This is a genomic window from endosymbiont of Ridgeia piscesae (assembly GCF_001443665.1).
Taxonomy (GTDB): Bacteria; Pseudomonadota; Gammaproteobacteria; order Chromatiales; family Chromatiaceae; genus Endoriftia; species Endoriftia persephonae.
The window spans coordinates 26997-50001 of the sequence record NZ_KQ557118.1 but is presented as its reverse complement, the minus strand read 5'-3'; the positions used below and the strand labels follow the sequence as shown (position 1 = coordinate 50001).

The following is a 23005-nucleotide window of genomic DNA, read 5'->3' as shown; positions in this document are numbered from 1 at the left end:
CCAATGAGCAATCAGATCAACAACTATCGCAACAGCTTCCTCAAAGAGGTTGAGGCGAACGTGGAAGAGGGCGAATGGGTCAAGATGTGCATGCAGTGTGGCGTGTGCGCTGGCTCCTGCCCGCTCGGCAAGCACTGGGAGCATCCGCCGCAGGAGATCTTCATGATGATCCGTGCCGGCAAGCGCGAAGAGGTGCTGACCTCTGACTCGATGTGGATGTGCACCTCCTGCTACAACTGCATCGCACGCTGCCCCCGCGGCCTGCCGATCACCCACATCATGCACGGCCTGGCGACCTATGCTAAACGTCTCGGCTTGGTGCCAAAGAAGCAGCCGACTCAGGAATTCTCCCAGATCTTTTGGGACAACCTGATGAAGAAGGGCCGTGTCAACGAGCTCAAGCTGGGCCTCTCCATGTACTTCAAGGACGGCTTCAGCCAGGGCATCAAGAACGCCATGGCCAATCAGAAGCTGGGACAGAACATGATGAAGGCCAAACGCATGAACGCCATGGAAATCCTTGGTGGGCATGGTGTTAAGAACCCTGGAGATCTACAGAAGATCATCAAGAAGGCCCAGGAAATCGAGGATGGCAACATCCAGGACTTCAGCTGAGTGAGGACAAACCGCAATGGCTAAGATAGAACTTTCCTTCTACCCGGGCTGTTCCTCACAGACAGGAGCAACCTCATCCAACTACCTGGTCTCTGCGCAGACCATGTGTGAAGAGCTGGATATTACCCTCAACGAGATCCCCGACTGGAACTGCTGTGGCGCTTCCATCGGCTATGGCGGTGGTGGCGAGCTGCCCCGCCTGACTCTCTCGGCCCGCAACATCGCCCTCTCCGAGGAGCACAATGCCGGTCAGGAGATCGTCGCCACCTGCGCAGCCTGCTGGCTCTCCACTCGCGAGGCCAAAGAGCGTCTCTCTGAAGACGAGCAGATGTTCAAGGATGCCAACACTGCCTTGGCGGAAGGCGGTCTGCGTTACAAGGGCGAAGCCAAGGTCCGCCACATGGTGGAGGTACTGGTCGAGGATATCGGTTTCGATGCCATCAAGGAGAAGGTCAAGAAACCCCTCGAGGGTATCAAGATCGCCGGCTATGTCGGCTGTCAGACCAACCGCCCCTTTGGTATCGCGGGCGAGTCGTTCGAGAATCCGCAGTACCTGGACAAGATCGTTGAGGCTGTCGGTGCTGAGTCGATCCCGACTTTCGAGAAAAAGGTGCAGTGCTGTGGCGGCGCCCTGGCATTCTCCGAGCCGGAGAAGTCCCAGGAGATGATCCACGGCATCATCGAAGCGGCCTACGATAACGGCGCCGACATGATCGTCACCCCCTGTCCCCTGTGTCAGGCCAACGTGGAGATCTATCAGGATCAGATCAACGAGACCTACGGCAGTAAGTTCAACATGCCGGTGGTCTACTACTCGACCCTGATGAGCGTCGCCTTTGGGCGCAGCGCCAAGGATGCCGCCCTCAACGGACAGGTGATTCCGGCCAAGAAGCTCGAGGAGATTGCCGCCAAATAAGGCTGCTTTCGACTCGCCCCAGCAGGGGCAAAAGGAAAGCCCGCGCAAGCGGGCTTTTTTTTGCCCCCAATCCCACAGGTCGGGCTACAGCTGCCTGGCAGAGATAGCGCCTGCGATCTTTCTACATTCCCTCCACGCTGGGTGTCAGCTGCAGGGGGCACGACCCCAGGGATGTGGAAGCTCGGGCAACACCCGGGCCGAAGCCGGGAACAATACATGGAGCAATTGCTGAGCACAGCATAATCCACCGCTGCTGCCGACACAGTGCCGCCCTTGTTGGATCAGGGCTAGGAGCCTTATTCGAGCGACAATAGATGATCTGAGATACGGATCTCTATAGCTTGAATTCCACCACCACGCCGTCAACCCGCTCCTTCTCGTAGATTGCTTCCATATCCTGGACCCTGCCGCTCTTCAGCTCCTCATCAATCGCGTCGCGCACCTCCACGATCACCAATTTCACACCCAGCGTGGCACCAGCGAGCGGATTATTTGCATCCAGCGTCACCGTTTCATCGTCGAATTCGACAACCGTAATCGGCGTGACATTAGAACCGTTTCTACCTCTCAATTTGAGGCCAACCTCCAGATCTCCCGAGACATTGACGTGACTTCTCGGCACCTTCCTGATCAGACTTTCATCCCGATGTCCGTAAGCCTGCTCAGGCTCGAGGACGATCGATAACTTCTCCCCCACATCGCGGCCTTCGATTGCTGCTTCAATCGCAGCAAGCAGGCTCTCTTTGCCCTGAATGAAAGAGAGAGGTTCTCCATTGTCAGTGGTATCAACCACAGCGCCCTCTTTATCGGTCATGGTGTATTCGATGGTTACGACTTTATCTTTTGTCACTTGCATGATCGGGTCCTGTCAGGATAAATACTACTGTTCTAGGTTTAACCGCAGGGATAACACCCCTTGAGTAAGAAGACGACGACGACGCAACATGAATCGAGTGACACGCACCACATGGCCACTGCGGTCAGGGATGCATGCATACGTGCCGCGCTTGAAGGTTACCAACATGCCGCCATCAGCGGACTGTGCCACGAAGGTGCCTGGGAGGCGGCTATCAGCGCAATAAAAATGCTCGACCTCGATGCGGTTTTGCATGAGAGCAAGCGTGACTGACTGCTGTCGCGTTGCTGCGGTTCGATTGGCGACGCAAGGCCGCTTCATTCATCACAACCAACCGCGGGTACGGGCCATCTCTGCAACTAGGAGCACGATCGCCGCATATAAAACGACGTTCTGCACAAACACCAGCGCCATCTTTTTGTTGATGCCGGCCTCCAGCTGTTGTGCGGCATCCTCGCGTTCGGCCATCGGCATCGACTCGACCTCGCTCCACGCCTCTTTTCTTAGCCGGATCTGATCAACCGCCTGAGTCACACAGACAACCAACACAGCCATTCCTATTCCTTCGGGAGACCAGAGAAAATAGTAAGCCCCGAGCCAGCCCATGAGGGCATGCATCATTAGATTCCAGAGCATAACAACACCATATTTTACTTTGCAGTCTCATCGACAAGAATAAACAAGGATCTCTCCAGCGAGCTTTCGCTCCCTGTCACTCTTCCAGCACATCCAGCGTTTCATCCCCCTCTCCTTTGAGCCGGGATTCAAATGGATTGTCGTCGCGAAAGGTTGCAATCGCCATCGCGATGGAGAGCAGGATAATGGCGTTGATGAAAACGGGGATCACGATAAACGCGTATCCCAAGGCATGAACATTGGCCCCCCCCCACCACCGCAGTAATCGCCGTGGCGCCGCCAGGTGGATGCATACATCGCAAAAGGTGCATCAGCAGCATCGCACTGGGAATGGAAATGGATGCCGCGAGCAGCTCATTGGGCACCAGCAAATAACAGGAGACGCCTGCAAATGCGGAGACCAAATGGCCACCCACCAGATTCCATGGCCGGATACAGGACTGAAGGGCAGGGAAAAGATAAGCACCGCCGAGGCGCCGGTAGACGCCAGGATGAGCGGCATCGCCTCCGCCTGCAGTATCATGTTGCTGAAGAACGAGGCAATCAGGGTACCGACAAAGGCGCCCATGACCGAAATCACGAACTCCTTTTCGGTCATATCCCGCTTTAGACCTATGATTTTTTTAAGCATGGTTCGTGTTATATATCAGCTAGGCCGATATCAACAACCTCCGGCGCACTCCACCCTGACCTTCTCCACGCCTCCACTTTCGTTCAACAACATATTCGGGTATTGATCCCCGGAGTCAGCCGCTCTTTCTCGGCCATAGCAAGATCAGGAGGCGGAGAAGATGCCTTTACCGCCGGATACCCCTGTTCCTACATAGTGATTAGCTCAGTGCTCACCCTTGGTCTTGCGAATACCCGCCAGGCGGTTACCCTGCTTCTGCGGCCCGCCTTTGGGAAAGATATCGTGGAGATAACGGTTATTGCCGCGCTCCTTACCCCACGCCGTCCTAAAATGTTTGATCATATCGCGCACCTGAGCCTGAACTCGGTGCTCTTCATAATAGTCGCGGATATAGTTGATCACATCCCAGTGGTCATCAATCAACTCTAGCCCCTCTTTTTCGGCCAACGCCTTTACAAAGCCCTCCGACCACTCATCCATATCCTGGATATAACCCTCCTGGTCCGTGGCCACCTTTTTGCCGTCGACATCCAGATATTCGATCCGCGTTGCGTAAGGGTTCGTACTCATGAATAACGCCTCGTGAAACTGAGCGGGAGCAATCGCTCCCGCTCGATACAACATCTACTTTCTGTTAGTTCATCCGCACCCGCTTGACGCGGACGATCTGGTAGGCACGACCGAGATAGGTCACCGGCACGCTCCAGACGTGAACCAAGCGGGTAAATGGGAAGACCAGGAATACCGTCATACCGAAGAACATGTGGGTCTTGAATATCGGCGACACATCCTTGATCAGGCTCGGGTCCACACTCAGGGTGGCGATGCTCTTGACGTATTCGGTCAGAGCAATCATCTCTGAAACATCACCGTGGGCAGCGTGACCTGTGGAGACCAGCAGGGTGCTCAGCCCCAGAGTCACGGTGGCCAGCAGCCAGCCGATGACAAAGGTATCGCGATTACGGCTTACCGCCTTAACCCGGGGGTTGGTAACACGCCGATACAACAGCATCGCGGCGCCGATCAGGCACATAATGCCGAAAATGCCACCGGCATAGATAGCGATATACTGATGGCCGACATCGGAGATACCCATCGCCAGGAACCAGCTGTGCGGTAACAACATGCCTCCCGCGTGACCAAAAAAGATGCCCAGTATGCCGACGTGGAACAGGTTACTCGCCAGCCGCATATTCTTGTTGCTGAGCAATTGGCTGGAGTCCGCCTTCCAAGTGTACTGTTCACGATCAAAACGGATCCAGCTGCCAAGCAGAAAGATGGCGCCAGCCAGATAGGGGTAAGCCCCAAAAACCAAGTCATGTAAGTTCATTTGTCTATCTCCTCAGGCTGCTTTGGCTAGATGACCACGGCCTTCCACAATCCGCAGCAGTCGTGAATAGGGGCTCTCCGCCTTCTCCAAGTTCTCTGCCAGTACGGTAATCACCTTTGCGGCATCCCCCAGAAAGACCCTTGCCTGCATCTCATCCAGCGTCGACACATACTCCAGAATCAGCGGCAGATAGTCCGGGATCTCACCCTCCTCTACCTCCAGCCCTGCACTCTTGAAGTGTTCCGAAAGGTCGATCAGCGCCGGACCGCGTCCCCGATCGTCACCAAACAGGTGATGGGTCAGGTGCAGATCGTGCTCCGGGGTCATATCGAAGGTCTGTACGTAATCAGCCTGCATACCGATCAGGTCGTGCAGTTGCATCCATGAGATCAGCTGCATCAGATCTTCGCGCTCCTGCGCACCCACGTCGGGATCCTCTTTCAGTATCGTTATGATGGCTGGCAGATTCTCCATCAACTCCTCGGTCGGGTAATCCAGCAGACGAGCCATAATGTTATATATACGCATGGTGAACTCTCCCGGTTAGCCCTTCTTGCGGGGCTGAATGCCCTGCGGGGTATGGGTGCGTTTACGCGGACTCGGGAACAGGGTAAAGCCCTGACCGGCCTCGCTACCGTGTGAACTGGTATTGCCAGGCCCAAATCCGTTCTGTCCTTGGAAGGCATAGGGATCTTCCTGCACCATCTCCTCATGGGCGGTCGGAATAACGAAGCGATCCTCGTAGTTAGCGATACCGAGCATCTGGTACATCTCCTCGGCCTGCAGTTCAGTCAACCCGACAGATTCCAGTGCCGCGACATTCGGCTTGCCTTCAATCGACTTGGAGCGCTGATTGCTGCGCATCGCCAGCATTCTGTTGAGGGCACTGAGGATCGGTGCTTCGTCACCAGCGGTCAGCAGGTTGGCCAGATAGCGTACGGGGAAACGCAGCGCCTCGGACTTCGGAATCACCCCATCCGTTTCGGTAGGCAGGTTGCCCTGATCGATCTGGCTCTGCACCGGCGACAACGGCGGCACGTACCACATCATCGGCAGGGTGCGGAACTCAGGATGGATCGGAAAGGCAATCTTCCACTCCATGGCCATCTTGTAGACTGGAGAGTCTTTAGCCGCATCCAACCACTGTTGCGGAATGCCATCTTCCAGCGCCTGCCTAATGACGGCCGGATCGTTGGGGTCGAGGAACATGTCGAGCTGCGACTGATACAGGTTCTTCTCATTGTCAGTGCCCGCAGCATCGCTGATCTTGTCAGCATCGTAGAGCACCACGCCCATATAACGGATGCGGCCAACACAGGACTCGGCGCAGGCGGTAGGCATGCCAGACTCGATGCGCGGATAGCAGAGGATGCACTTCTCCGACTTGCCAGACTCCCAGTTGAAATAGATCTTCTTATAGGGACAGGCACTGACGCACATGCGCCAGCCTCGACAGCGATCCTGATCGATCAGTACTGCGCCGTCCTCGTCACGCTTGTAGATGGCGCCAGAGGGACAACTGGCGACACACGCCGGATTCAGGCAATGGTTGCACAGACGCGGCAGGTACATGTGGAAAGTTTTTTCAAACTCCTTGTACATCTGCTTCTGGATGCCCTCAAAGTTCTTGTCCTTTGAACGATCTTCGAAGGCGCCGGCCAGATCATCTTCCCAGTTAGGCCCCCAATGGATTTTCTCCATCCGCTCACCGGTGATCTGGGAGAGCGGGCGTGCAGTGGGTGCCGCCTCAGACAGAGGCTTATTCTGCAATTTCGCGTAATCGTAATCGAACGGCTCGTAGTAGTCGTCGATCTCAGGCATGTCGGGGTTCGCAAAGATGTTCAGCAGCTTGCTGATACGACCACCGGCCTTAAGCTCCAGCTTGCCGTTTTTCTTAACCCAGCCGCCTTTCCATTTCTCCTGATCTTCCCAGTTCTTAGGAAAACCAATGCCGGGTTTACTCTCTACATTATTGAACCAGGCGTACTCCACACCCTTTCGGTTGGTCCAGATGTTTTTGCAGGTCACCGAACAAGTGTGGCAGCCGATGCACTTGTCCAGGTTCAGGACCATGGCAATTTGCGCACGTATCTTCATCTTCTATTCCTCAAAATTCTTTCCACCGGGATGCAGGGTGGGATCGATTCCACCCTGCATCAATACGATCAACTGACTCAGTTATTAATCCCCGGGGGATTGAGTTGAGCTTCGCGCTCCGGCGTCAGATCGCCTTCCAACCAATTCACGTCGGCGTCTTCGATCTTGTGAACGATGACGTTCTCATCACGCTGACTTCCCACCGTACCGTAGTAGTTGAAGGAGTAAGAGAGCTGGGCGTAACCACCGATCATGTTGGTGGGTTTCATCACCACTTTGGTCACGCTGTTGAGGATGCCGCCACGCTTACCGGTGGTATTGGAACCCGGCACGTTAACGTTCTTCTCTTGAGCGTGATACATGATGGCCATGCCCTCGGGCACGCGCTGACTAACCACCACCCGGGCCACCGTCGCGCCGTTGGCATTGACCGCCTCGACCCAATCGTTGTCCTTGATGCCGATACTCTTGGCTTCGTTCTCATTCAGCCAGAAGTAGGGACCACCACGGAACAGGGTCAGCATGCGCAGGTTGTCCTGATAGGAGGAGTGAATACCCCACTTGGAGTGCGGGGTGATCCAGTTCAGGGTCAGGGTCTTCTTACCCTTCAGCTTGCTGGCCAGCTCCTTTGGCAGGTTTTTGTGTGCACCCAGATCCTGAGGCGGACGGTAGCAGCACAGACCCTCACCGAAGTCACGCATCCACTCGTGATCCAGGTAGAAGGAGGCACGACCGGTCAGAGTACGGAAAGGGATATGCTCATGGATGTTGGTGTAGCAGGCGTTGTAGCTCACCTCTTCCGATTCGATACCCGACCAGGTCGGCGCGGTGATAATCTTGCGCGGCTGAGCGACGATATCGTGGTAACGGATCTTCTCCTCATGCCGCCCCGCGTAGAGGTGGCTATGATCAATACCCGTCTTCTTGGAGAGTGCCGACCAGGATTTGTGTGCAACCTCGCCATTGGTCTCTGGCGCCATATGCAAGACGGTATCGCACACCGCGACGTCATCTACCAGCGACGGCCGGCCCTTGGAAACACCTTCATCATGGATGACACCGTTGAGTGAGCATAGCTGCTCGATCTCCAGGTCGGTATTCCAATCAATACCCTTGATATTGTTGCCCAACTTATTCATCAGAGGTCCGACCGAGGTGAACTTCTTATAGGTGTTGGGGTAGTCACGCTCCACCACCTTGAACAGCGGTGCGGTCTTGCCAGGAATCAGGTCGCATTCACCTTTTTTCCAATCCTTCACTTCACCAAAGGGCTGTGCCAGCGCCATCGGGGAATCGTGCTGCATGGGCAGGGAGACCACGTCCTTGACGGTACCCAGATGCTCTTCAGCCAACTCGGAGAACTTCTTGGCGATGGTCTGGAAGATCTGCCAGTCGGACTTGGATTCGAAGGCGGGATCGACCGCCTTGCCCAGCGGATGCACAAAGGGGTGCATGTCAGTGGTGTTGAGGTCGGCCTTTTCGTACCAGGTTGCGGTCGGCAGGATGATGTCCGAATAGGCGCCAGTGGAGTTAAGACGGAAGTTGATATCAACCATCAGATCCAGCTTGCCCACCGGGGACTTCTCACGCCACTTGATCTCTTTGGAGTTCTGACCCTCGACACCCTCTTGCATGACGCCGTTCTGAGCACCAACCAAGTGTTTGAGGAAGTACTCATGCCCCTTAGCGGAACAACCCAGCAGATTGGCACGCCAGACAAAGAGGTTGCGGGGAAAGTTCTCTTCCGCATCGATGTCCTCACAGGCAAAGGCAGTCTCACCGCTCTTCAGCTGCTCGGTCAGATAGCTAGCCACACCCGCCTCATCGGTCGCACCCGCGGCCTCGGCCGCCTTGACGATATCGAGCGGGTTCTTGTTGAAATGAGGCGCGGAAGGCAGCCACCCCAGACGCTGGGAGACCACATTGTAGTCGGCCAGCTGATAGCCACGATACTTGGCCTGGGCGGTAGAACCCAGAATATCGTCGGCCTGCACCTTCTCATAGCGCCACTGATCGGTATGAAAATACCAGTAGGTGGTGCTGTTCATGTGGCGCGGTGGGCGATTCCAGTCAAGCGCAAAGGCGATGGGCGCCCAGCCCGCCTGGGGACGCAGCTTCTCCTGCCCCACATAGTGAGCCCAGCCACCGCCAGATTGACCGACACAACCACAGATGTGCAGCAGGTTCATGATGCTGCGGTAACCCATGTCGTTGTGATACCAGTGGTTGATGGCAGCACCCATGATGACCATGGATTTACCCTGGGTCTCAGAGGCGTTTTGTGCAAACTCACGACCCGTACGTTCCAGGTCGGCACGCTTCACACCAGTAATCTTCTCGGCCCATGCCGGGGTGTAAGGCACACTCTCATCATCGTAGCCGGTCGCCAGATTGTCGCCCAGGCCGCGGTCGATACCATACTGGGCTACCTGCAGATCAAACACAGAGCAGACCAGAGCCTCTTCACCAGAGGCCAACTTCAGCTTGCGCACCGGGATGTTGCGCAGCAGCATCTCGTCTTCGCCCGGCGTGAAGTGAGGAAAGGCAACCTCAACAATCGTGTCCTTGCTGTTGATACAGGAGAGCTCGGCCTCGGTCTCGGCCTGATCAGCGCCGCATTTCTCCAGAAGATTCCACTTACCCTCTTCTCCCCAGCGAAAACCGACGGATCCGTTGGGCACCACAAAGGCGTTACTCTTGGTGTCGAAGACCACCGTCTTCCACTCAGGATTATTGGTCTCGCCCAAGTTCTTGTCGAAGTCAGAAGCACGCAAAAAACGGTCAGAGACATAATGGTCACCGTCCTTGCGCAGCATCAACTGCATCGGCAGATCGGTGTATTTCCGCACGTATTCGGTGAAGTAGGGATCCTGCTTGTTGATATGGAACTCTTTGAGTGCCACATGCCCCATCGCCATGAAGGCGGCGGAGTCGGTGCCCTGCTTGACCGGCATCCACAGGTCAGCAAACTTCACATACTCCGCGTAGTCCGGCGCCATGGAGACCACCTTGGTGCCGTTGTAACGCGACTCGATGGCAAAGTGAGCATCGGGTGTACGGGTCATCGGCAGGTTGGCGCCACAGACGATCAGATATTTGGAGTTGTACCAGTCGGCCGCTTCCGGCACGTCGGTCTGCTCACCCCACACCTGAGGAGAGGCTGCCGGCAGGTCACAGTACCAGTCGTAGAATGAGCCACAAGCGCCACCGATCAGCGAGAGGTAACGCGAGCCGGCAGCATATGAAATCATCGACATCGCGGGGATCGGCGAGAAGCCGTAGATCCGGTCTGGTCCCCACTTCTTGATGGTGTAGATGTTGGCGGCGGCGATGATCTCAGTCATCTCCTCCCAATCGGCACGGACAAAACCGCCCAGACCGCGTACTGCGGTGTAACTCTTGCGCTTGGCGGGATCGCTCTGAATCGCTTCCCAGGCAGCGACAGGATTCTTGCCTGCCGCTTTCTCTTTACGATACAGCTCCACCAGGCGGCCGCGCACCAAGGGGTACTTGATGCGGTGCGGGCTATAGAGGTACCAGGAGAAGGAGGCACCACGCTGACAGCCCCGAGGCTCGTGGTTAGGCATATCATCGCGGGTACGCGGGTAGTCGGTCTGCTGCATCTCATAGGCAACCAGACCGTTCTTTACGAAGATCTTCCAGGAGCAACCACCGGTGCAGTTGACGCCGTGGGTGGAACGCACGACCTTGTCATGGCGCCAGCGGTTGCGGTAGGTGTCTTCCCACTGGCGGTCTTCACTGGTCACGATGCCGTGACCGCCAGAGTAGGTGCTCTCTACCTTCTTAAAATATTTCAGTCTATCGAGAAAGTGGCTCATAACGCTCTCCTTAGGGGCGCCGATTCTGTTTCATCGGCATGCCCCGCAATTTGGTTGGGGTGAGTCCGCCAAGGCTGGGGAGTTAGGACGCTGCCCTGTGGGGTATTGCAGACCCACCCCGATTTTTTACTGGTAACGATCAGGGATTCTTGATCTCAGCCTTCGGCCCCAGGTAGTACCACCAGTTCAAGATCAGGCAGATCGTATAGAAGACGGCAAACCCATAGAGTGCGACTTCTGGTGTAGCCAGTTTGATCTGCTCACCGAACACCTTCGGGATGATGAAAGCGCCATAAGCAGCTACCGCCGAGGTCCAACCCAGCGCCGGGCCTGCCTGCTCCTTGGGGAACACCATCGCGATGGTGCGGAAGGTGGAACCGTTACCGATGCCGGTGGCGGCAAACAGCACCAGAAATAGCATCAGAAAGGGTACGAAGAACTCTTCCGGCGTAGCTGACTGGTAAGCCTGCTGCAGATAGTAGGCCACACCCAGGGCAGAACCGATCATCACGATGGAGACATACTGGGTCACCCTGGCGCCACCCATCTTGTCGGCGATCCAGCCACCAATCGGGCGAATCAGTGCGCCGATAAAAGGCCCCATCCAGGCGTACATCAGTGCCGACGGGCCATTGGGGTTGGCAAGATCATGCGTCATCAAACCATCGACCATCACATGCTGATAGCCAAACACCACCTTGATGGCCAGGGCAAAACCAGCGGAGTAACCGATGAAGCTACCGAAGGTCATGGTGTAGATGATGCTCATCACCCAAGTGTGCTTGTTGCCGAAAATCTTAAACTGACGCTTAAGATTGGGCTTGATGTCACCGGGGATCATCTTCATCAGCATGACAGTGCCGAACAGGATACCGGCGATGACCGGCCACTTGGCCCAACCGGGCGCACCCAGTCCAGTGGGGGCGGGCAGGATGATGTAGAGACCGATGGCTGCGGTGATGAAGCCGATGATCAACATACCAGCGATCTTGGACATGGCTCCGAGCGGGGAACCAATATGGGGAGAGACTTCATCCGTGCGAATGTTGTTCATGCCGAACCAGCCGGCGAAGGCCAGAGGTATCAGCAGCAGCAGCCAGACAAAACCGGCATTAAAGATGTAGGTCTCTGAACCGGCGGGGATCTTACCGATCAGGGTGCCCGAGGTGTTCTGCAGAATCATCGGCTCGCCACCGAAGATACCGAAGGTCATCACCAGAGGAATCAGGATCTGCATAGTGGTCACACCGGCATTACCCAGACCCGCATTCAGACCCAACGCCAGGCCCTGCATCCGCTTTGGAAAGAAGAAGCTGATGTTGGACATGGATGAGGCGAAGTTACCGCCACCGAAGCCGGAAAGGAATGCCAGCATCTGGAACACCCATAACGGCGTGTCCTTGTCCTGCAGCGCAAAGCCAGCACCGATCGCTGGAATCATCAACAGCGCCGTCGTAAAGAAGATGGTATTCCTGCCACCCGCGATGCGGATGAAGAAGCTCGACGGGATACGCAGGGTGGCGCCCGTCAGGCCAGCAATCGCCGCCAGGGTAAACAGCTCCGCCTTTTCAAAAGGAAAGCCCAGGTTCAGCATCTGTACCGTGATGATGCCCCAGTAGAGCCATACCGCAAAGCCGCTGAGCAGGCTGGGTATGGAAATCCACAGATTTCTATTAGCGATTTTTTTTCCCTTCGACTCCCAGAACTGGGAGTCCTCCGGGTTCCACTCTTTTATGTCAGACATAATCGTTCTCTCTATATAGGTGGTTTGGATTATTCGAGACAGTCGACACTCTTGCCCTTGGTCTGGCCATTGCGGATCCTTTGCGCCTCCGCTTCAGCCTTGGCGCGAGCGGCGCTGTATTTAGTGATCAATTCCTCAAGCAGATCGGCCTGCTCGACAGCAGCGCGGGCGGCCACATACTCATCCGGGTTCTCATGCATACGGGCATACTGGTCATAGGCATGATCCTTGGCGATCTGCTGATCCTTCTCCTGGTGTTCCTTGGCAAAGGTGTAGTGCATCCAGATCAGGGAGACACAGGTGGCGCCATAGAGCAGCATGAAGACCGCGCTGTTGATGCCGGTGAAATCGATCAGGGCACCAAACATGATCGGCAACATAAAACCCCCCATACCGCCAGCCAAGCCCACAATGCCAGAGGCGACACCGATGTTGTCGGGGTACTCATCGGAGAGGAACTTGAAGACTGAGGCCTTGCCAAAGCCCCAGGCGATGCCGACGACGAACAGCAGCGCGGTAAATGCCCAAACATTGAGGCCGATACCGATGTTGACCTCGCCATTGATGGTCTTGATTACCATCTCGGTCTGTGGATAAGACATCAGGAACAGACAGACCCAGGAGATCCACATCACCCACCAGGTCACCTTGTAGGCACCATACTTGTCGGAAAACCACCCTCCCAAGGCGCGAATCACACCGGAGGGCAGTACAAAGATCGCGGCTAGCAGCGCGGCATGGGTAAGGTCGAAGTCGTACTCGGCGATGTAGTACTTGGTCATCCACAGGGAGAGACCGACAAAACCGCCAAACACCAGTGAGTAGTACTGCATGTACTTCCAGATGTGCGGATCCTTCAGCAGGGCCAGCTGTTGACCCAGCGTGACATGGGAAGCCACCTTGTGCTCGGGATCCTCGTAGGTGAATATCCAGAACAGTACCACCACCACAAACATGGCGACGGCATAGACCTGTGGTACCGCCTCCCAACCATAGGCGACGACAATCGAGGGGGCGACAAACTTGGTCAGCGCGGCACCGGCGTTACCGGCCCCGAAGATGCCCATCGCAAAACCCTGCTTCTCTTTGCTAAACCAGCGGGCAGTGTAGGCAATACCTACCGAGAACGAGGCGCCGGCGATACCGACAAACAGACCCAGCACCAGGAATTGCCAGTACTGCGTCGCCTCGCTGATCAAGTAAAGCGGCAGGATAGTGCAGAGCATCAAGATGAAATAGACGATACGACCGCCGTATCTGTCAGTCCAGATACCCACCGGCAGTCGCGCTACGGAACCGGTCAGGATCGGCGTAGCGATCAGAATGCCGAACTGAGTCTCGCTGAGCGTCAGCAACTCTTTGATCGGTATCCCGATAATGGAAAACATCACCCAAACCGCAAAGCAGGCGGTAAAGGCTAGGGTATTCATCGTCAGTACAGATAGTTGTTTGGTTCTCTGCGTAGCCATATCTCGCATCTCCGGCAGGGTTCGGCGTGGAAGATAAGACGCACAAATCTTGTGGCTCTTGATCTCAATCAAGCGCGGATTTCCAGTGAGAGACTCGACTACCACCTTTGAGTTAGAGGGGGTAACACCTCTAATGCATTGTTAAGAAAGGAAAAAATGATTTATGATGGCGTCATGCAGCGAACTTTTGCTTAACCGCAAAAGCAAAAGGATTAACCCTAAAAAAACCAGCCGAGCACCTGACCCGGCGATGCTGGAGGAAGGCGGCAGAGGCGGCTCATCCGGCATGGGAGAGCACTGATGTTTCGGTTTATCGGTCAGTCACTACAGATACGCGCGGGATTGGCGATGGGGCTCATCACCCTACTTGCCCTGACCGGCATGGTCAGCGCCGTGATCATGGCGCGGTCCACCTATGGCGTAGCAGCGGCAGTCAATCAGGCCGGCAGCCTGCGCATGCAGTCTTATCGCATCGTTGCCGCCCTCGAGTCCCGTCACATAGACCAGGAGGCGATACGCAAACAGGCCATGGAGTTCCACAGCCGCCTGGAAAGCCCACGCCTAACCAGGGTTCTGAAGGACACAGAACGCAAATCACTGCACACCATCTACCGCCAGATATCTGACCAGTGGCAAGGGGTCATGTACCCCTTGCTCTCCAGCCATCTGGATCGACTGCCCACCATCCAGACAACCGCAGAACTGGAACAGCACATTGACCAGCTGCGCCGCCAGTACAGCAGCCTGGTCGATCCCTTCGTTGCGGAGATCGACCGTTTTGTCTACCTGCTGGAACAGGATGCAGAATCGCGGCTGCACAAGCTGGGACTGATCCAGGGTATCTGCCTGATGCTGACCCTGCTGGTACTTGCCAGCACCCTTTATCTGGTTCACACCGATGTCCTGGGGCCACTGCGTGAACTTCTGTTCGCAGCAGAGCGAGCGGGAAAAGGCAATTTCAGTGTTCGCGTCGGCCATATCGGCATGGATGAACTTGGCCGATTGGGACTTGCCTTCAACAACATGGCAGCCGAACTGTCGAAAATGTACGGTAATCTGGAAAAGCGGGTATCAGAAAAAACCGCCGAACTGCAGACCAGGAATCTCTCCCTGCAACTGCTCTACAGCGCCACCCAGCAGTTGACCAAAGTGCCGGTTTCACAAAAGACCTACCACGCGCTACTGGAGGATATCAGCCGGGTAGTGGGAATCCGCTCAGGCACCCTCTGCCTGACTCCCGAACAGGATGGCGACAAGGCCTACCGGGTAGCCCTCAATGGCCCTGTGCCCCCTATGTGCAGCACTGAGGCATGTCATGTCTGTCTCGGGAACGGCAACACCCAACTGCTAACACGGAAGCATCATGGGGGCTCTTCGAAGATCCTTTCGATCCCCATTCATGACCAGGAGCACAACTATGGGGTTCTGCTGCTGCAGAAAGAGCCTGGGGCCAATCTCGCAGCATGGCAGATGCAGCTGCTCGAAACCCTTGGTCAGCACATTGGTATCGCCGTCGGGGTCAGCCGCCGTGACATCCAGCGCAGACGACTGGCTCTGCTCGACGAACGCAGCGTGATTGCGCGGGAATTGCACGATTCACTGGCCCAATCCCTCTCCTACCTGAAGATACAGGTCACCCGTCTCACAATTCTAATGGACAGAGAGGCCGAAAAATCGCAGATCGACGAAGTGATGACAGAACTGAGAGAGGGATTAGCCGCCTCCTACCGGCAGTTGCGGGAACTTCTGACCACCTTTCGCCTGCAGATGGATGGTCGCAATGTCGTTACCGCGCTCGCGGAGACAGTGGCGGAGTTCAACAAGCGGAACAAGGTCGCCATCACCCTCAACAACCATACAAAGAATATCCCCTTCAGCGCCAACGAAGAGATCCATGTATTACAGATAGTACGCGAGGCCCTAGCCAATGTGACCTACCACTCGGCAGCATCCAGCGCCAATGTTACCCTGGAGCAGCTTGCCGACAACCGTATCGAGATCAGCGTGGAGGATGACGGCATCGGCATGCCGCCTGAGGCGGAACGCAGTCACCACTACGGCCTTGCCATCATGCAGGAGCGGGCCCGGTCACTGCGCAGCGACCTGAATATCCGCCCCCTCGGCGAAGGCGGCACCCGGGTCAGCGTCACCTTCACACCCATACAACTAAGCCCCGACCAGAACAACAATCAGCAGGCAGATGTAGCGATATGAGTGATTCAACCGTCCAACGCGTGGTGATGATCGACGACCATCCGTTATTACGCAAGGGGTTGCAACAGCTTGCCGACCTCACTCCCGAGATCGAGATCGTCGGCGAGGCAGACAACGGCGAGCAGGGTATCGAGATGGTTGAACAGCTGCAGCCAGACCTGGTACTGCTCGACCTCAACATGCATGGCATGAACGGCATCGAGACCCTGGTGGAGATGAAGAAGCGCGATACCGTCGCCCGCATTGTCATCCTTACCGTATCTGATGCACAGGATGACATTGTCGCCGCCATGCGCAACGGGGCAGACGGCTATCTGCTCAAAGACATGCCGCCAGAGGAGCTGATGGTCAAGTTCCGCGAGGTGGCCGAAGGGAGGCTGGTGATGTCGCACAATATCGCGGAGTCATTGGCCCGGGCCATGCATCAAACCTCCCATCGTCCGAAAGACGTCGACGATGCGGGATTGACGGAGCGGGAGAAGGAGATCCTGACCCACCTAGCCCAAGGCGAGAGCAACAAGGTCATTGCCAGGAACCTGAATATTGCGGAAGCAACAGTCAAAGTACACGTCAAACATCTGCTGAAAAAACTCGGATTCAAGTCCCGGGTCGAGGCGGCGGTCTGGGCAGTTGAAAATCGATAGCCGCCGGTCGCATCCTCCTAGCACAACGCGCAGAGAGGATGCTGCCAATGGCTGGAGTTTATTGCACCGCCGGCAGCAGGCGGACCTGAATGCGTTGGTTGCGGGCGGCGACCTGGTTCCACTTGACAGCGCTCACCTCCTCCCGCGCCTCCGGATAGGGCACCACAGGCGTATCATACCCCCCTCTTTTTACCTGCACCTTAATCGGGCCAGCGCTCAACCTGGGGGAGGAGTTGATGTAGTTGGTAAAGCTGATGCTTTGCAGTTCGTTACGAGTCGATCCATCTGCAGATAGCTGACGCGAGAAGAGACAGTCAGCCCCCTTCAGCTCATCAGCGGCCAATTCAAGCTGCGCGTCTGGTTTTCCAGTCAGACAAAAATCCCCATAACGCGCCTCCAAAAGAAGCGTCCCTCTGAAGCCTGCATTGCCGAGATGATCGAGCGCCTGGGAGAGCCAACTCACCATCTTGTCGTCAAATGGCACTGCCCGATAGGCAAACTCAAGGTCTCGATTCAGCGCCCACTCAAGCAGCTTCATCCAGGCCTCCGGCTGTTCTGCCGCAGTAATCCCGGCTGCCTTATCACCAACCGACACACCACCTTGCTGTTCAAGCAGGCTGGCCAGAGAATCTGCCTGCTCGTCGTAGTTAGCACGCGCTTTTTCCATCAAAGTGATCTGCTCACGCAGTGTGTTACGCTCCTCGACCATTTCGCTTCGCCAACCGGAAAGCAGAAGTGCGCCACCTCCAAGCAGCAATAGAAACAGCAGCATTACCCATGATAGACCGCCAGCCTTGCTCTGCTCAGCCTCTGCCTGCTGCATCTCCAGCAGCCTGTTTTCGATGGCACTGTTGCCCTTCTCCATCTCCTCAACAGTCTGCCGGGAAGTCTCATCGATATGTCGCCTTACCAACTTCAGATGCTGCGCCAGCAGTTTTGCGATCTGCTTGCGCAGTCGTGTTGAGCCAACTGAGGCTTCGGTCTCGCGTGCGGCATCATGCAGCAGGCGAGATGATTCCGCGATTTCACTGGCCCCATCGAGCAGTTGTACGCTTGGTGTCTCATCAATATTCATGCTGTCGACGAACTGGCTATCGGGCTCACCCTCAGGCTCCAGCTTCAACATGCTGATGACGATCTCGAAGTCCTTACTGTCGAGATTCTTCGGCAACACTCCAACTGCACCGAGCGCCTTGACCTGTTCAGGCTTCAGTTTCTCGGAGTGGGAAGTGTACATCATCACCGGGATCGATGCCGTCTCCGGATTAAGGCGGATGAACTTCAGTGCCTGGATGCCGTCCATCCCTGGCATGTGATAGTCCATAAATACCGCATCAGGCTGCGCCTTTTTGAGGAATTCAATCGCCTCCTTGCCCGAGCCAACCTCACTGACATCGACATGAAAACTGTCCAGTTTTTTTGCCAAAACCCGGCGCGCCGTTTTGGAATCATCGACAATCAGTGCATGCTTCTTTTTCAAAGTCGAACTGCCTCCTAGCCGCTGCTAATTACCCCGCAGTTTCTCACTAAACTCATTCAATTAACTGAGGAATAATTCTCGATACTAGTCTATTTCCAGCCTTATCGACAAAGAGAACGATGAATATGAGTGCTTTGACTCAAGAACAGTGTGAGGCTTGCAGAGCCGATGCCCCGCAAGTATCCGAATCTGAACTGGCCAACCTGATCAAACTGATTCCAGATTGGAACATCGAAGTCAGGAGTGGAGTGATGCAACTCGAAAAGGTTTTTTCCTTCAATAACTTTGAAGAAGCGCTTACTTTTACCAACAAGGTCGGAAGAATTTCAGAGGCCGCAGGACACCACCCCGCTGTTTTGACCGAATGGGGCAGGGTGAGCGTAACCTGGTGGTCGCACAAGATTCGCGGTCTGCATCGCAATGATTTCATCATGGCAGCCAAGACCGACGCCATCCAAACCCTCTAAGGAGCCGCAGATTAAGTCTGGACGAAGTCGATTGTGATTCAGAATATTCAGATTCAAGGCACAAATCGCACCTAAAGCTATCGCTCCCTACTCACGCCCTCCCCTACATCTCTGTCGGGGATAGCTGGCTATTACGAACGACTGCATGGATGCAGGAGGTAGAGTAACGCATGGAGCCGTTGCCGAGATTTGCCACGCAGAAGCTGGATATTCTGGGCACAAGATACGCGTTCATGACTTGATCAAAGACTCCCTAAACTAAAAAGCCGCGCAGGATGCGCGGCTTTTTAGGATTGTCGTGGCAGCATTCAGACTCAGGAGAGTACGTCCTTTTTCTGCTGCTCCTCTTTCTGCCGATGGATCTCGATCTCGGCCTTGCGACGCATTTCAAGAATCTCACGACGCTCCTTGAGGCGCTTCTCCTCTGCTCCCGGTTTGACCGCGATGGTCTCGTCGCCAAACAGGATCTGTTTCAGCAAACGGATGCCAAAACTCATCAGCGCCAGATCCTCTTTCTCCACCGTCGCATAGAAAGCATCGTCCATATCGTAGGAGGCCTTGAAGGAATCACTCAGCACAAAGCGACGAAACCGGTCCATGTCGTAGCAACACATGAAGAAAAATTGCAGGCTGGTATCGGAAGGTCGTCCAATTGAAGGCCCTGCCGATTTCTTCTTCAGAATCAGCTGCATCCATTCGCGATTAATCTGGTCGTACTGCTCGACCTGCTGCTCCTTTCGGTAGTCAGTGACGCTGATTTCCCGATCTTCTTCATGACCTTTGCAGTGATCCTCCCTGACCAAAAAGTATCGCGCCTCATCTTCGGTTGCGCCCGCCTCACGAATCGCCATATGGCCTACCGGATAGTAACGACAGGCGGTGGGACGATCATTGTAGACACTGCAGCCCTCATCCGTGACAAACAGGCAGGCACCATCATTATCGGTACGTAGTTTGATACCGGGGATACCGTCCTTATCCATCTCAAAGGGAACCGTGTGGTTCTTCAGGAAATCGGTGACGCTCATACCCAGATTATCTTTCAGGCGCAGGATGTCATAGGGCGTGAGCTGAATATCCGCACTTTTGCAGCAGGCATTGAAACAAGAGATGCCCTTGTAACAGCGGAATTTAAGCTTGCTGCCAGGCTCCATAACGGTCGGCACCAAGTCACTTTTAAAGGGAATGTCGAATTGTTCGCTCATTGTTTAGACCTCGTAAAAGTCTGCAAATGAACGCGAATGAACGCGAAATGAAATGCAGATGCGGAAAAAATGGCGGTATTGGACTTCAGCTGCTCATTAACGATGAGCATCCGATCCACGCGATTGCGCAATTTTAATACAAAACAAAGCGCTGCGTTAATTGGCGTTTATTTGCAGACTGATGAAAAAGGCCCGGACACCTTACGGCATCCGGGCCTTTCACGCCATCAGACTGTCAAGCAATGCTTACTTGAACAGCTTAGACTTGTCGACCAGATCGACGTGAGCGCGTTTGAAGCACTTGAAGGTCTTGGTCTCTTTGTCGTAGATGGAGTTCACAAAGCACTTCCAGTTTTCTTCGTCAACGAAGTTTTTGTCCATGCGGTAGTAGAAGCCAGGATAACGGCTCTCCTCACGGAACTGGATGTGTTTCATGTGAGCTTCAGCGGTCAGGATGCGGTGATAGTTCTCCCAAGCACGCAGCAGCTCGTGGAGGTCTTTCGCACGCATCTTTAGAGCGTCTTCCTTCAGCTCGGCCAGCTTGTGCTCGGCAACTTCCAGCATGTTGGCATTGGTAGTGTAGTAGGTAGCAACACCAGCAACATACTCATCCATCAGCTTCTGCAGGCGGAACTGCAGCATTTTCGGCGTGATGTAGTTGGGGTTCACGTCGATAGCGGTGGAGTAGTCCTTGTGCTCCAGGAAGTTACGCACCGGACGGTAGATCTCTTCGATCAGCTCGTCAACGCTGGTGTCCAGCTCAGGCTTGTGGTCCTTGTTGTCCATCACGAACTTGACCATGGACTTGGCACACATGCGACCCTCGGCGTGGGAGCCGGAGGAGAACTTGTGGCCAGAGGCGCCAACGCCGTCAGCAGCGGTGAACAGACCCTGAACGGTGGTCATGCCACGGTAGCCCCAGTTCCAGCCCTTCGGCAGGTGCTCGGGAACGCCGTCCATCGCCTCGTCGGTGGGCGCGCCCACATCGTCAGGACCGGAAACCCAGATGCCGCAGCAACCGGAGTGAGAACCCAGCAGGTAGGGTTCGGTGGGCATCAGCTCGGAGTTCTTCTTCTCAGGCTCGATGTTCTCACCAGCCCAGATACCGCACTGGCCGATACACATGTCGAGGAAGTCTTCCCATGCCTCTGCTTCCAGATGCTTAACCTCGCGGGGAGACAGAGTCTCACGCAGGTTGGCGAGGGCGGTAACGGTGTCCATCCAGATGGGACCGCGACCTTCCTTCATCTCTTTCAGCATCAGGTGGTTACGCAGGCAGGATGCAGGAACGGCAGCCTGGCCGTAAGGAGGATAGTCGTCCAGCATCTCCTTGTTGCGATCCATGTACACTTCGCCATAAGCATTGGTGGCCTTGGACTTGAACAGCAGGAACCATGCGCCAACAGGACCGTAACCGTCTTTGAAACGGGTCGGTACGAAGCGATTTTCCATCAGGGTCAGCTCGGCACCAGCCTCAGCAGCCATGGTGTAGGTGGAACCAGCGTTCCATACGGGGTACCAGGCACGGCCCTGACCCTCACCCACGGAGCGGGGACGGAAGATGTTTACGCAGCCACCGGCAACCAGCAGGCAAGCCTTGAACTTGTAAACATACAGTTTGTGCTCACGCACGGAGAAACCGACAGCACCGGCGATACGGTTCGGATCGTTCTTATCGTTAACCAGCTTAACGATGAAGATACGCTCCTGGATGTTGTCCATGCCCAGTGCTTTCTTGGCAGCCTCAGCGACGATCCACTTGTAGGATTCGCCGTTGATCATGATCTGCCACTTACCGGAACGTACGGGCTTGCCGCCGTCCTTCAGTGAGGTCATGCCCTTGGAGCCGTCATAACGCTCACCGTTCTCGTCGGTCTTCCAGATCGGCAGACCCCACTCTTCGAACAGGTGAACGGATTCATCAACGTGGCGACCCAGGTCGTAGGCCAGATCGTCACGGGTGATACCCATCAGGTCGTTGGAGACCATGCGAGCGTAGTCCGCAGGATCCTGATCAGGACCGATGTAGGTGTTGATAGCGGACAGACCCTGCGCCACAGCACCGGAACGATCCATGGCAGCCTTATCGACCAGCTTGACCGTGATGCCGCCGCCAGCAGCTTCGATCCAGGGACCAATCTCGTAAGCGGTACCGCAAGCAGCCATACCACCGCCGATGATGAGGATGTCTACTTCTTCTTCGATGACGTCCGGATTACCGAATTCAGCCATTGTGTTTACCTCTCAATATCTTCGGATTACTTGCAAATCAGCTCGCTGGGATCGCCAGCGCGGTAGCCATTCTGCTGATTGTGGTTGAAGAAACCAGGCTCAGCGATCTTGGCCATATCGGCTGCGGGCGTATTACCATAAGGGTCGATGGAACCCTCAGGGGTGGTGCGGATCGGGAACTTGAAGCGCTTCATGGTGCCGTTGCGGAACTTGATGGTCCACATGATGGAATCGGTACCGCGCAGGGGCTGCACAGAGCCACCCATCGGAACGATGTCAGCGTAGGGACGTGCCTCGATGGCCTGCTGGGGGCAGATCTTGATGCAGGAGTAGCACTCCCAGCACTGTTCGGGCTCCTGGTTGAAAGACTTCATGGCATGGCCGGTCTCGGAACCGTCTTTGTCCAGCTTCATGAGGTCATGCGGGCAGATGTACATGCAAGCGGTCCTGTCCTGACCCTTGCAGCCATCACACTTTTCAGTACGCACAAATGTTGGCATGGTGCATTTCTCCTAGGTTTTTCACTGCAGTGATTCAGCCAACGCAAAATCGCGCTGACTTAGAAGCACTTACCGGGTAAACATCCCGGATTTTGAATCCAGCTTTCCGTCCTTTCGCGACCGCCGCCGG

The 23005-nt window shown here is 55.5% G+C and carries 20 protein-coding genes and 1 pseudogene; 6 read left to right on the top strand and 15 right to left on the bottom strand.

The window, feature by feature from the left end; translation table 11 throughout:
- Positions 1-3 precede the first annotated feature (3 nt).
- Positions 4-615: a 4Fe-4S dicluster domain-containing protein gene (locus Ga0074115_RS03140; protein ID WP_005959158.1), complete on the top strand. Its 612-nt coding sequence runs from the start codon at positions 4-6 to the stop codon at positions 613-615.
- Between the two features lie 16 nt (positions 616-631).
- The gene (locus Ga0074115_RS03135; protein ID WP_060528195.1) at positions 632-1531 is read left to right on the top strand and encodes a CoB--CoM heterodisulfide reductase iron-sulfur subunit B family protein; all 900 of its coding nucleotides are present in this window, start codon (positions 632-634) and stop codon (positions 1529-1531) included.
- 334 nt (positions 1532-1865) lie between these two features.
- Here Ga0074115_RS03135 and Ga0074115_RS03130 read toward each other — a convergent pair whose 3' ends face one another.
- On the bottom strand, positions 1866-2387 hold the full coding sequence (locus Ga0074115_RS03130; protein WP_057955026.1) for an FKBP-type peptidyl-prolyl cis-trans isomerase: 522 nt from the start codon (positions 2385-2387) through the stop codon (positions 1866-1868).
- A 60-nt stretch (positions 2388-2447) separates the two neighbouring features.
- On the opposite strand from Ga0074115_RS03130, the gene Ga0074115_RS03125 reads away from it, so the two are divergent.
- Positions 2448-2660, top strand: a complete 213-nt coding sequence (locus Ga0074115_RS03125; RefSeq protein ID WP_232432876.1) for an acetyltransferase — start codon at positions 2448-2450, stop codon at positions 2658-2660.
- Between the two features lie 51 nt (positions 2661-2711).
- Here Ga0074115_RS03125 and Ga0074115_RS03120 read toward each other — a convergent pair whose 3' ends face one another.
- The 10 genes and pseudogenes from Ga0074115_RS03120 to Ga0074115_RS03080 form a co-directional block, all read right to left on the bottom strand.
- On the bottom strand, positions 2712-2942 hold the full coding sequence (locus Ga0074115_RS03120) for a hypothetical protein (RefSeq protein WP_157292625.1): 231 nt from the start codon (positions 2940-2942) through the stop codon (positions 2712-2714).
- Between the two features lie 157 nt (positions 2943-3099).
- On the bottom strand, positions 3100-3234 hold the full coding sequence (locus Ga0074115_RS17035) for a hypothetical protein (RefSeq protein ID WP_269747023.1): 135 nt from the start codon (positions 3232-3234) through the stop codon (positions 3100-3102).
- A 70-nt stretch (positions 3235-3304) separates the two neighbouring features.
- A pseudogene (locus Ga0074115_RS17305) lies at positions 3305-3591 on the bottom strand (HPP family protein); the annotation flags it as partial.
- A gap of 267 nt (positions 3592-3858) precedes the next feature.
- Positions 3859-4224, bottom strand: coding sequence for a TusE/DsrC/DsvC family sulfur relay protein (locus Ga0074115_RS03110; RefSeq protein WP_005959163.1), 366 nt, complete (start codon positions 4222-4224; stop codon positions 3859-3861).
- 64 nt (positions 4225-4288) lie between these two features.
- The gene (narI, locus tag Ga0074115_RS03105; protein WP_005959164.1) at positions 4289-4984 is read right to left on the bottom strand and encodes a respiratory nitrate reductase subunit gamma; all 696 of its coding nucleotides are present in this window, start codon (positions 4982-4984) and stop codon (positions 4289-4291) included.
- A gap of 12 nt (positions 4985-4996) precedes the next feature.
- Positions 4997-5512, bottom strand: a complete 516-nt coding sequence (narJ, locus tag Ga0074115_RS03100) for a nitrate reductase molybdenum cofactor assembly chaperone (RefSeq protein ID WP_057955028.1) — start codon at positions 5510-5512, stop codon at positions 4997-4999.
- A gap of 15 nt (positions 5513-5527) precedes the next feature.
- Positions 5528-7081, bottom strand: a complete 1554-nt coding sequence (gene narH / locus Ga0074115_RS03095) for a nitrate reductase subunit beta (protein WP_057955029.1) — start codon at positions 7079-7081, stop codon at positions 5528-5530.
- A 77-nt stretch (positions 7082-7158) separates the two neighbouring features.
- Positions 7159-10920, bottom strand: coding sequence for a nitrate reductase subunit alpha (locus tag Ga0074115_RS03090; protein ID WP_057955030.1), 3762 nt, complete (start codon positions 10918-10920; stop codon positions 7159-7161).
- A 139-nt stretch (positions 10921-11059) separates the two neighbouring features.
- Entirely contained in the window at positions 11060-12664 is a 1605-nt protein-coding gene (locus Ga0074115_RS03085; RefSeq protein WP_057955031.1) for an MFS transporter, read from the bottom strand.
- 29 nt (positions 12665-12693) lie between these two features.
- Complete coding sequence (locus Ga0074115_RS03080) at positions 12694-14133, bottom strand: MFS transporter (RefSeq protein ID WP_232432875.1); 1440 nt, start codon at positions 14131-14133, stop codon at positions 12694-12696.
- Between the two features lie 300 nt (positions 14134-14433).
- Here Ga0074115_RS03080 and Ga0074115_RS03075 point away from each other — a divergent pair, with 300 nt between their 5' ends.
- On the top strand, positions 14434-16347 hold the full coding sequence (locus Ga0074115_RS03075) for a histidine kinase (RefSeq protein ID WP_057955033.1): 1914 nt from the start codon (positions 14434-14436) through the stop codon (positions 16345-16347).
- The gene (gene narL, locus Ga0074115_RS03070) at positions 16344-16991 is read left to right on the top strand and encodes a two-component system response regulator NarL (protein ID WP_057955034.1); all 648 of its coding nucleotides are present in this window, start codon (positions 16344-16346) and stop codon (positions 16989-16991) included. Before Ga0074115_RS03075 ends, narL begins: the two co-directional genes overlap by 4 nt.
- 58 nt (positions 16992-17049) lie before the next feature.
- Here narL and Ga0074115_RS03065 read toward each other — a convergent pair whose 3' ends face one another.
- On the bottom strand, positions 17050-18471 hold the full coding sequence (locus Ga0074115_RS03065; protein ID WP_057955035.1) for a response regulator: 1422 nt from the start codon (positions 18469-18471) through the stop codon (positions 17050-17052).
- 125 nt (positions 18472-18596) lie between these two features.
- Here Ga0074115_RS03065 and Ga0074115_RS03060 point away from each other — a divergent pair, with 125 nt between their 5' ends.
- On the top strand, positions 18597-18938 hold the full coding sequence (locus Ga0074115_RS03060) for a 4a-hydroxytetrahydrobiopterin dehydratase (RefSeq protein ID WP_057955059.1): 342 nt from the start codon (positions 18597-18599) through the stop codon (positions 18936-18938).
- Between the two features lie 314 nt (positions 18939-19252).
- Here the strand turns inward: Ga0074115_RS03060 and Ga0074115_RS03055 are convergent, their stop codons facing one another.
- The 3 genes from Ga0074115_RS03055 to aprB all read right to left on the bottom strand — a co-directional run bounded on the left by Ga0074115_RS03055 (position 19253) and on the right by aprB (position 22875).
- Positions 19253-20143 carry a YkgJ family cysteine cluster protein gene (locus tag Ga0074115_RS03055; protein ID WP_060528194.1) on the bottom strand — a complete coding sequence of 297 codons (891 nt, stop codon included), beginning with the start codon at positions 20141-20143 and terminating at the stop codon, positions 19253-19255.
- Between the two features lie 246 nt (positions 20144-20389).
- Entirely contained in the window at positions 20390-22375 is a 1986-nt protein-coding gene (gene aprA, locus Ga0074115_RS03050; protein WP_005966055.1) for an adenylyl-sulfate reductase subunit alpha, read from the bottom strand.
- Positions 22376-22401: 26 nt separating this feature from the next.
- Positions 22402-22875: an adenylyl-sulfate reductase subunit beta gene (gene aprB, locus Ga0074115_RS03045; protein ID WP_040819155.1), complete on the bottom strand. Its 474-nt coding sequence runs from the start codon at positions 22873-22875 to the stop codon at positions 22402-22404.
- Positions 22876-23005 lie beyond the last annotated feature (130 nt).

What these genes read in the sequence shown, in the direction of transcription:
- Ga0074115_RS03140 (WP_005959158.1), top strand. Translation starts at nt 4, where the DNA reads ATGAGCAATCAGATCAACAACTATCGCAACAGCTTCCTCAAAGAGGTT.
- Ga0074115_RS03135 (WP_060528195.1), top strand. Translation starts at nt 632, where the DNA reads ATGGCTAAGATAGAACTTTCCTTCTACCCGGGCTGTTCCTCACAGACA.
- Ga0074115_RS03130 (WP_057955026.1), bottom strand. Translation starts at nt 2,387, where the DNA reads ATGCAAGTGACAAAAGATAAAGTCGTAACCATCGAATACACCATGACC.
- Ga0074115_RS03120 (WP_157292625.1), bottom strand. Translation starts at nt 2,942, where the DNA reads ATGGCTGTGTTGGTTGTCTGTGTGACTCAGGCGGTTGATCAGATCCGG.
- Ga0074115_RS03110 (WP_005959163.1), bottom strand. Translation starts at nt 4,224, where the DNA reads ATGAGTACGAACCCTTACGCAACGCGGATCGAATATCTGGATGTCGAC.
- narI (WP_005959164.1), bottom strand. Translation starts at nt 4,984, where the DNA reads ATGAACTTACATGACTTGGTTTTTGGGGCTTACCCCTATCTGGCTGGC.
- narJ (WP_057955028.1), bottom strand. Translation starts at nt 5,512, where the DNA reads ATGCGTATATATAACATTATGGCTCGTCTGCTGGATTACCCGACCGAG.
- narH (WP_057955029.1), bottom strand. Translation starts at nt 7,081, where the DNA reads ATGAAGATACGTGCGCAAATTGCCATGGTCCTGAACCTGGACAAGTGC.
- Ga0074115_RS03090 (WP_057955030.1), bottom strand. Translation starts at nt 10,920, where the DNA reads ATGAGCCACTTTCTCGATAGACTGAAATATTTTAAGAAGGTAGAGAGC.
- Ga0074115_RS03085 (WP_057955031.1), bottom strand. Translation starts at nt 12,664, where the DNA reads ATGTCTGACATAAAAGAGTGGAACCCGGAGGACTCCCAGTTCTGGGAG.
- Ga0074115_RS03080 (WP_232432875.1), bottom strand. Translation starts at nt 14,133, where the DNA reads ATGGCTACGCAGAGAACCAAACAACTATCTGTACTGACGATGAATACC.
- Ga0074115_RS03075 (WP_057955033.1), top strand. Translation starts at nt 14,434, where the DNA reads ATGTTTCGGTTTATCGGTCAGTCACTACAGATACGCGCGGGATTGGCG.
- narL (WP_057955034.1), top strand. Translation starts at nt 16,344, where the DNA reads ATGAGTGATTCAACCGTCCAACGCGTGGTGATGATCGACGACCATCCG.
- Ga0074115_RS03060 (WP_057955059.1), top strand. Translation starts at nt 18,597, where the DNA reads ATGAGTGCTTTGACTCAAGAACAGTGTGAGGCTTGCAGAGCCGATGCC.
- Ga0074115_RS03055 (WP_060528194.1), bottom strand. Translation starts at nt 20,143, where the DNA reads ATGAGCGAACAATTCGACATTCCCTTTAAAAGTGACTTGGTGCCGACC.
- aprA (WP_005966055.1), bottom strand. Translation starts at nt 22,375, where the DNA reads ATGGCTGAATTCGGTAATCCGGACGTCATCGAAGAAGAAGTAGACATC.
- aprB (WP_040819155.1), bottom strand. Translation starts at nt 22,875, where the DNA reads ATGCCAACATTTGTGCGTACTGAAAAGTGTGATGGCTGCAAGGGTCAG.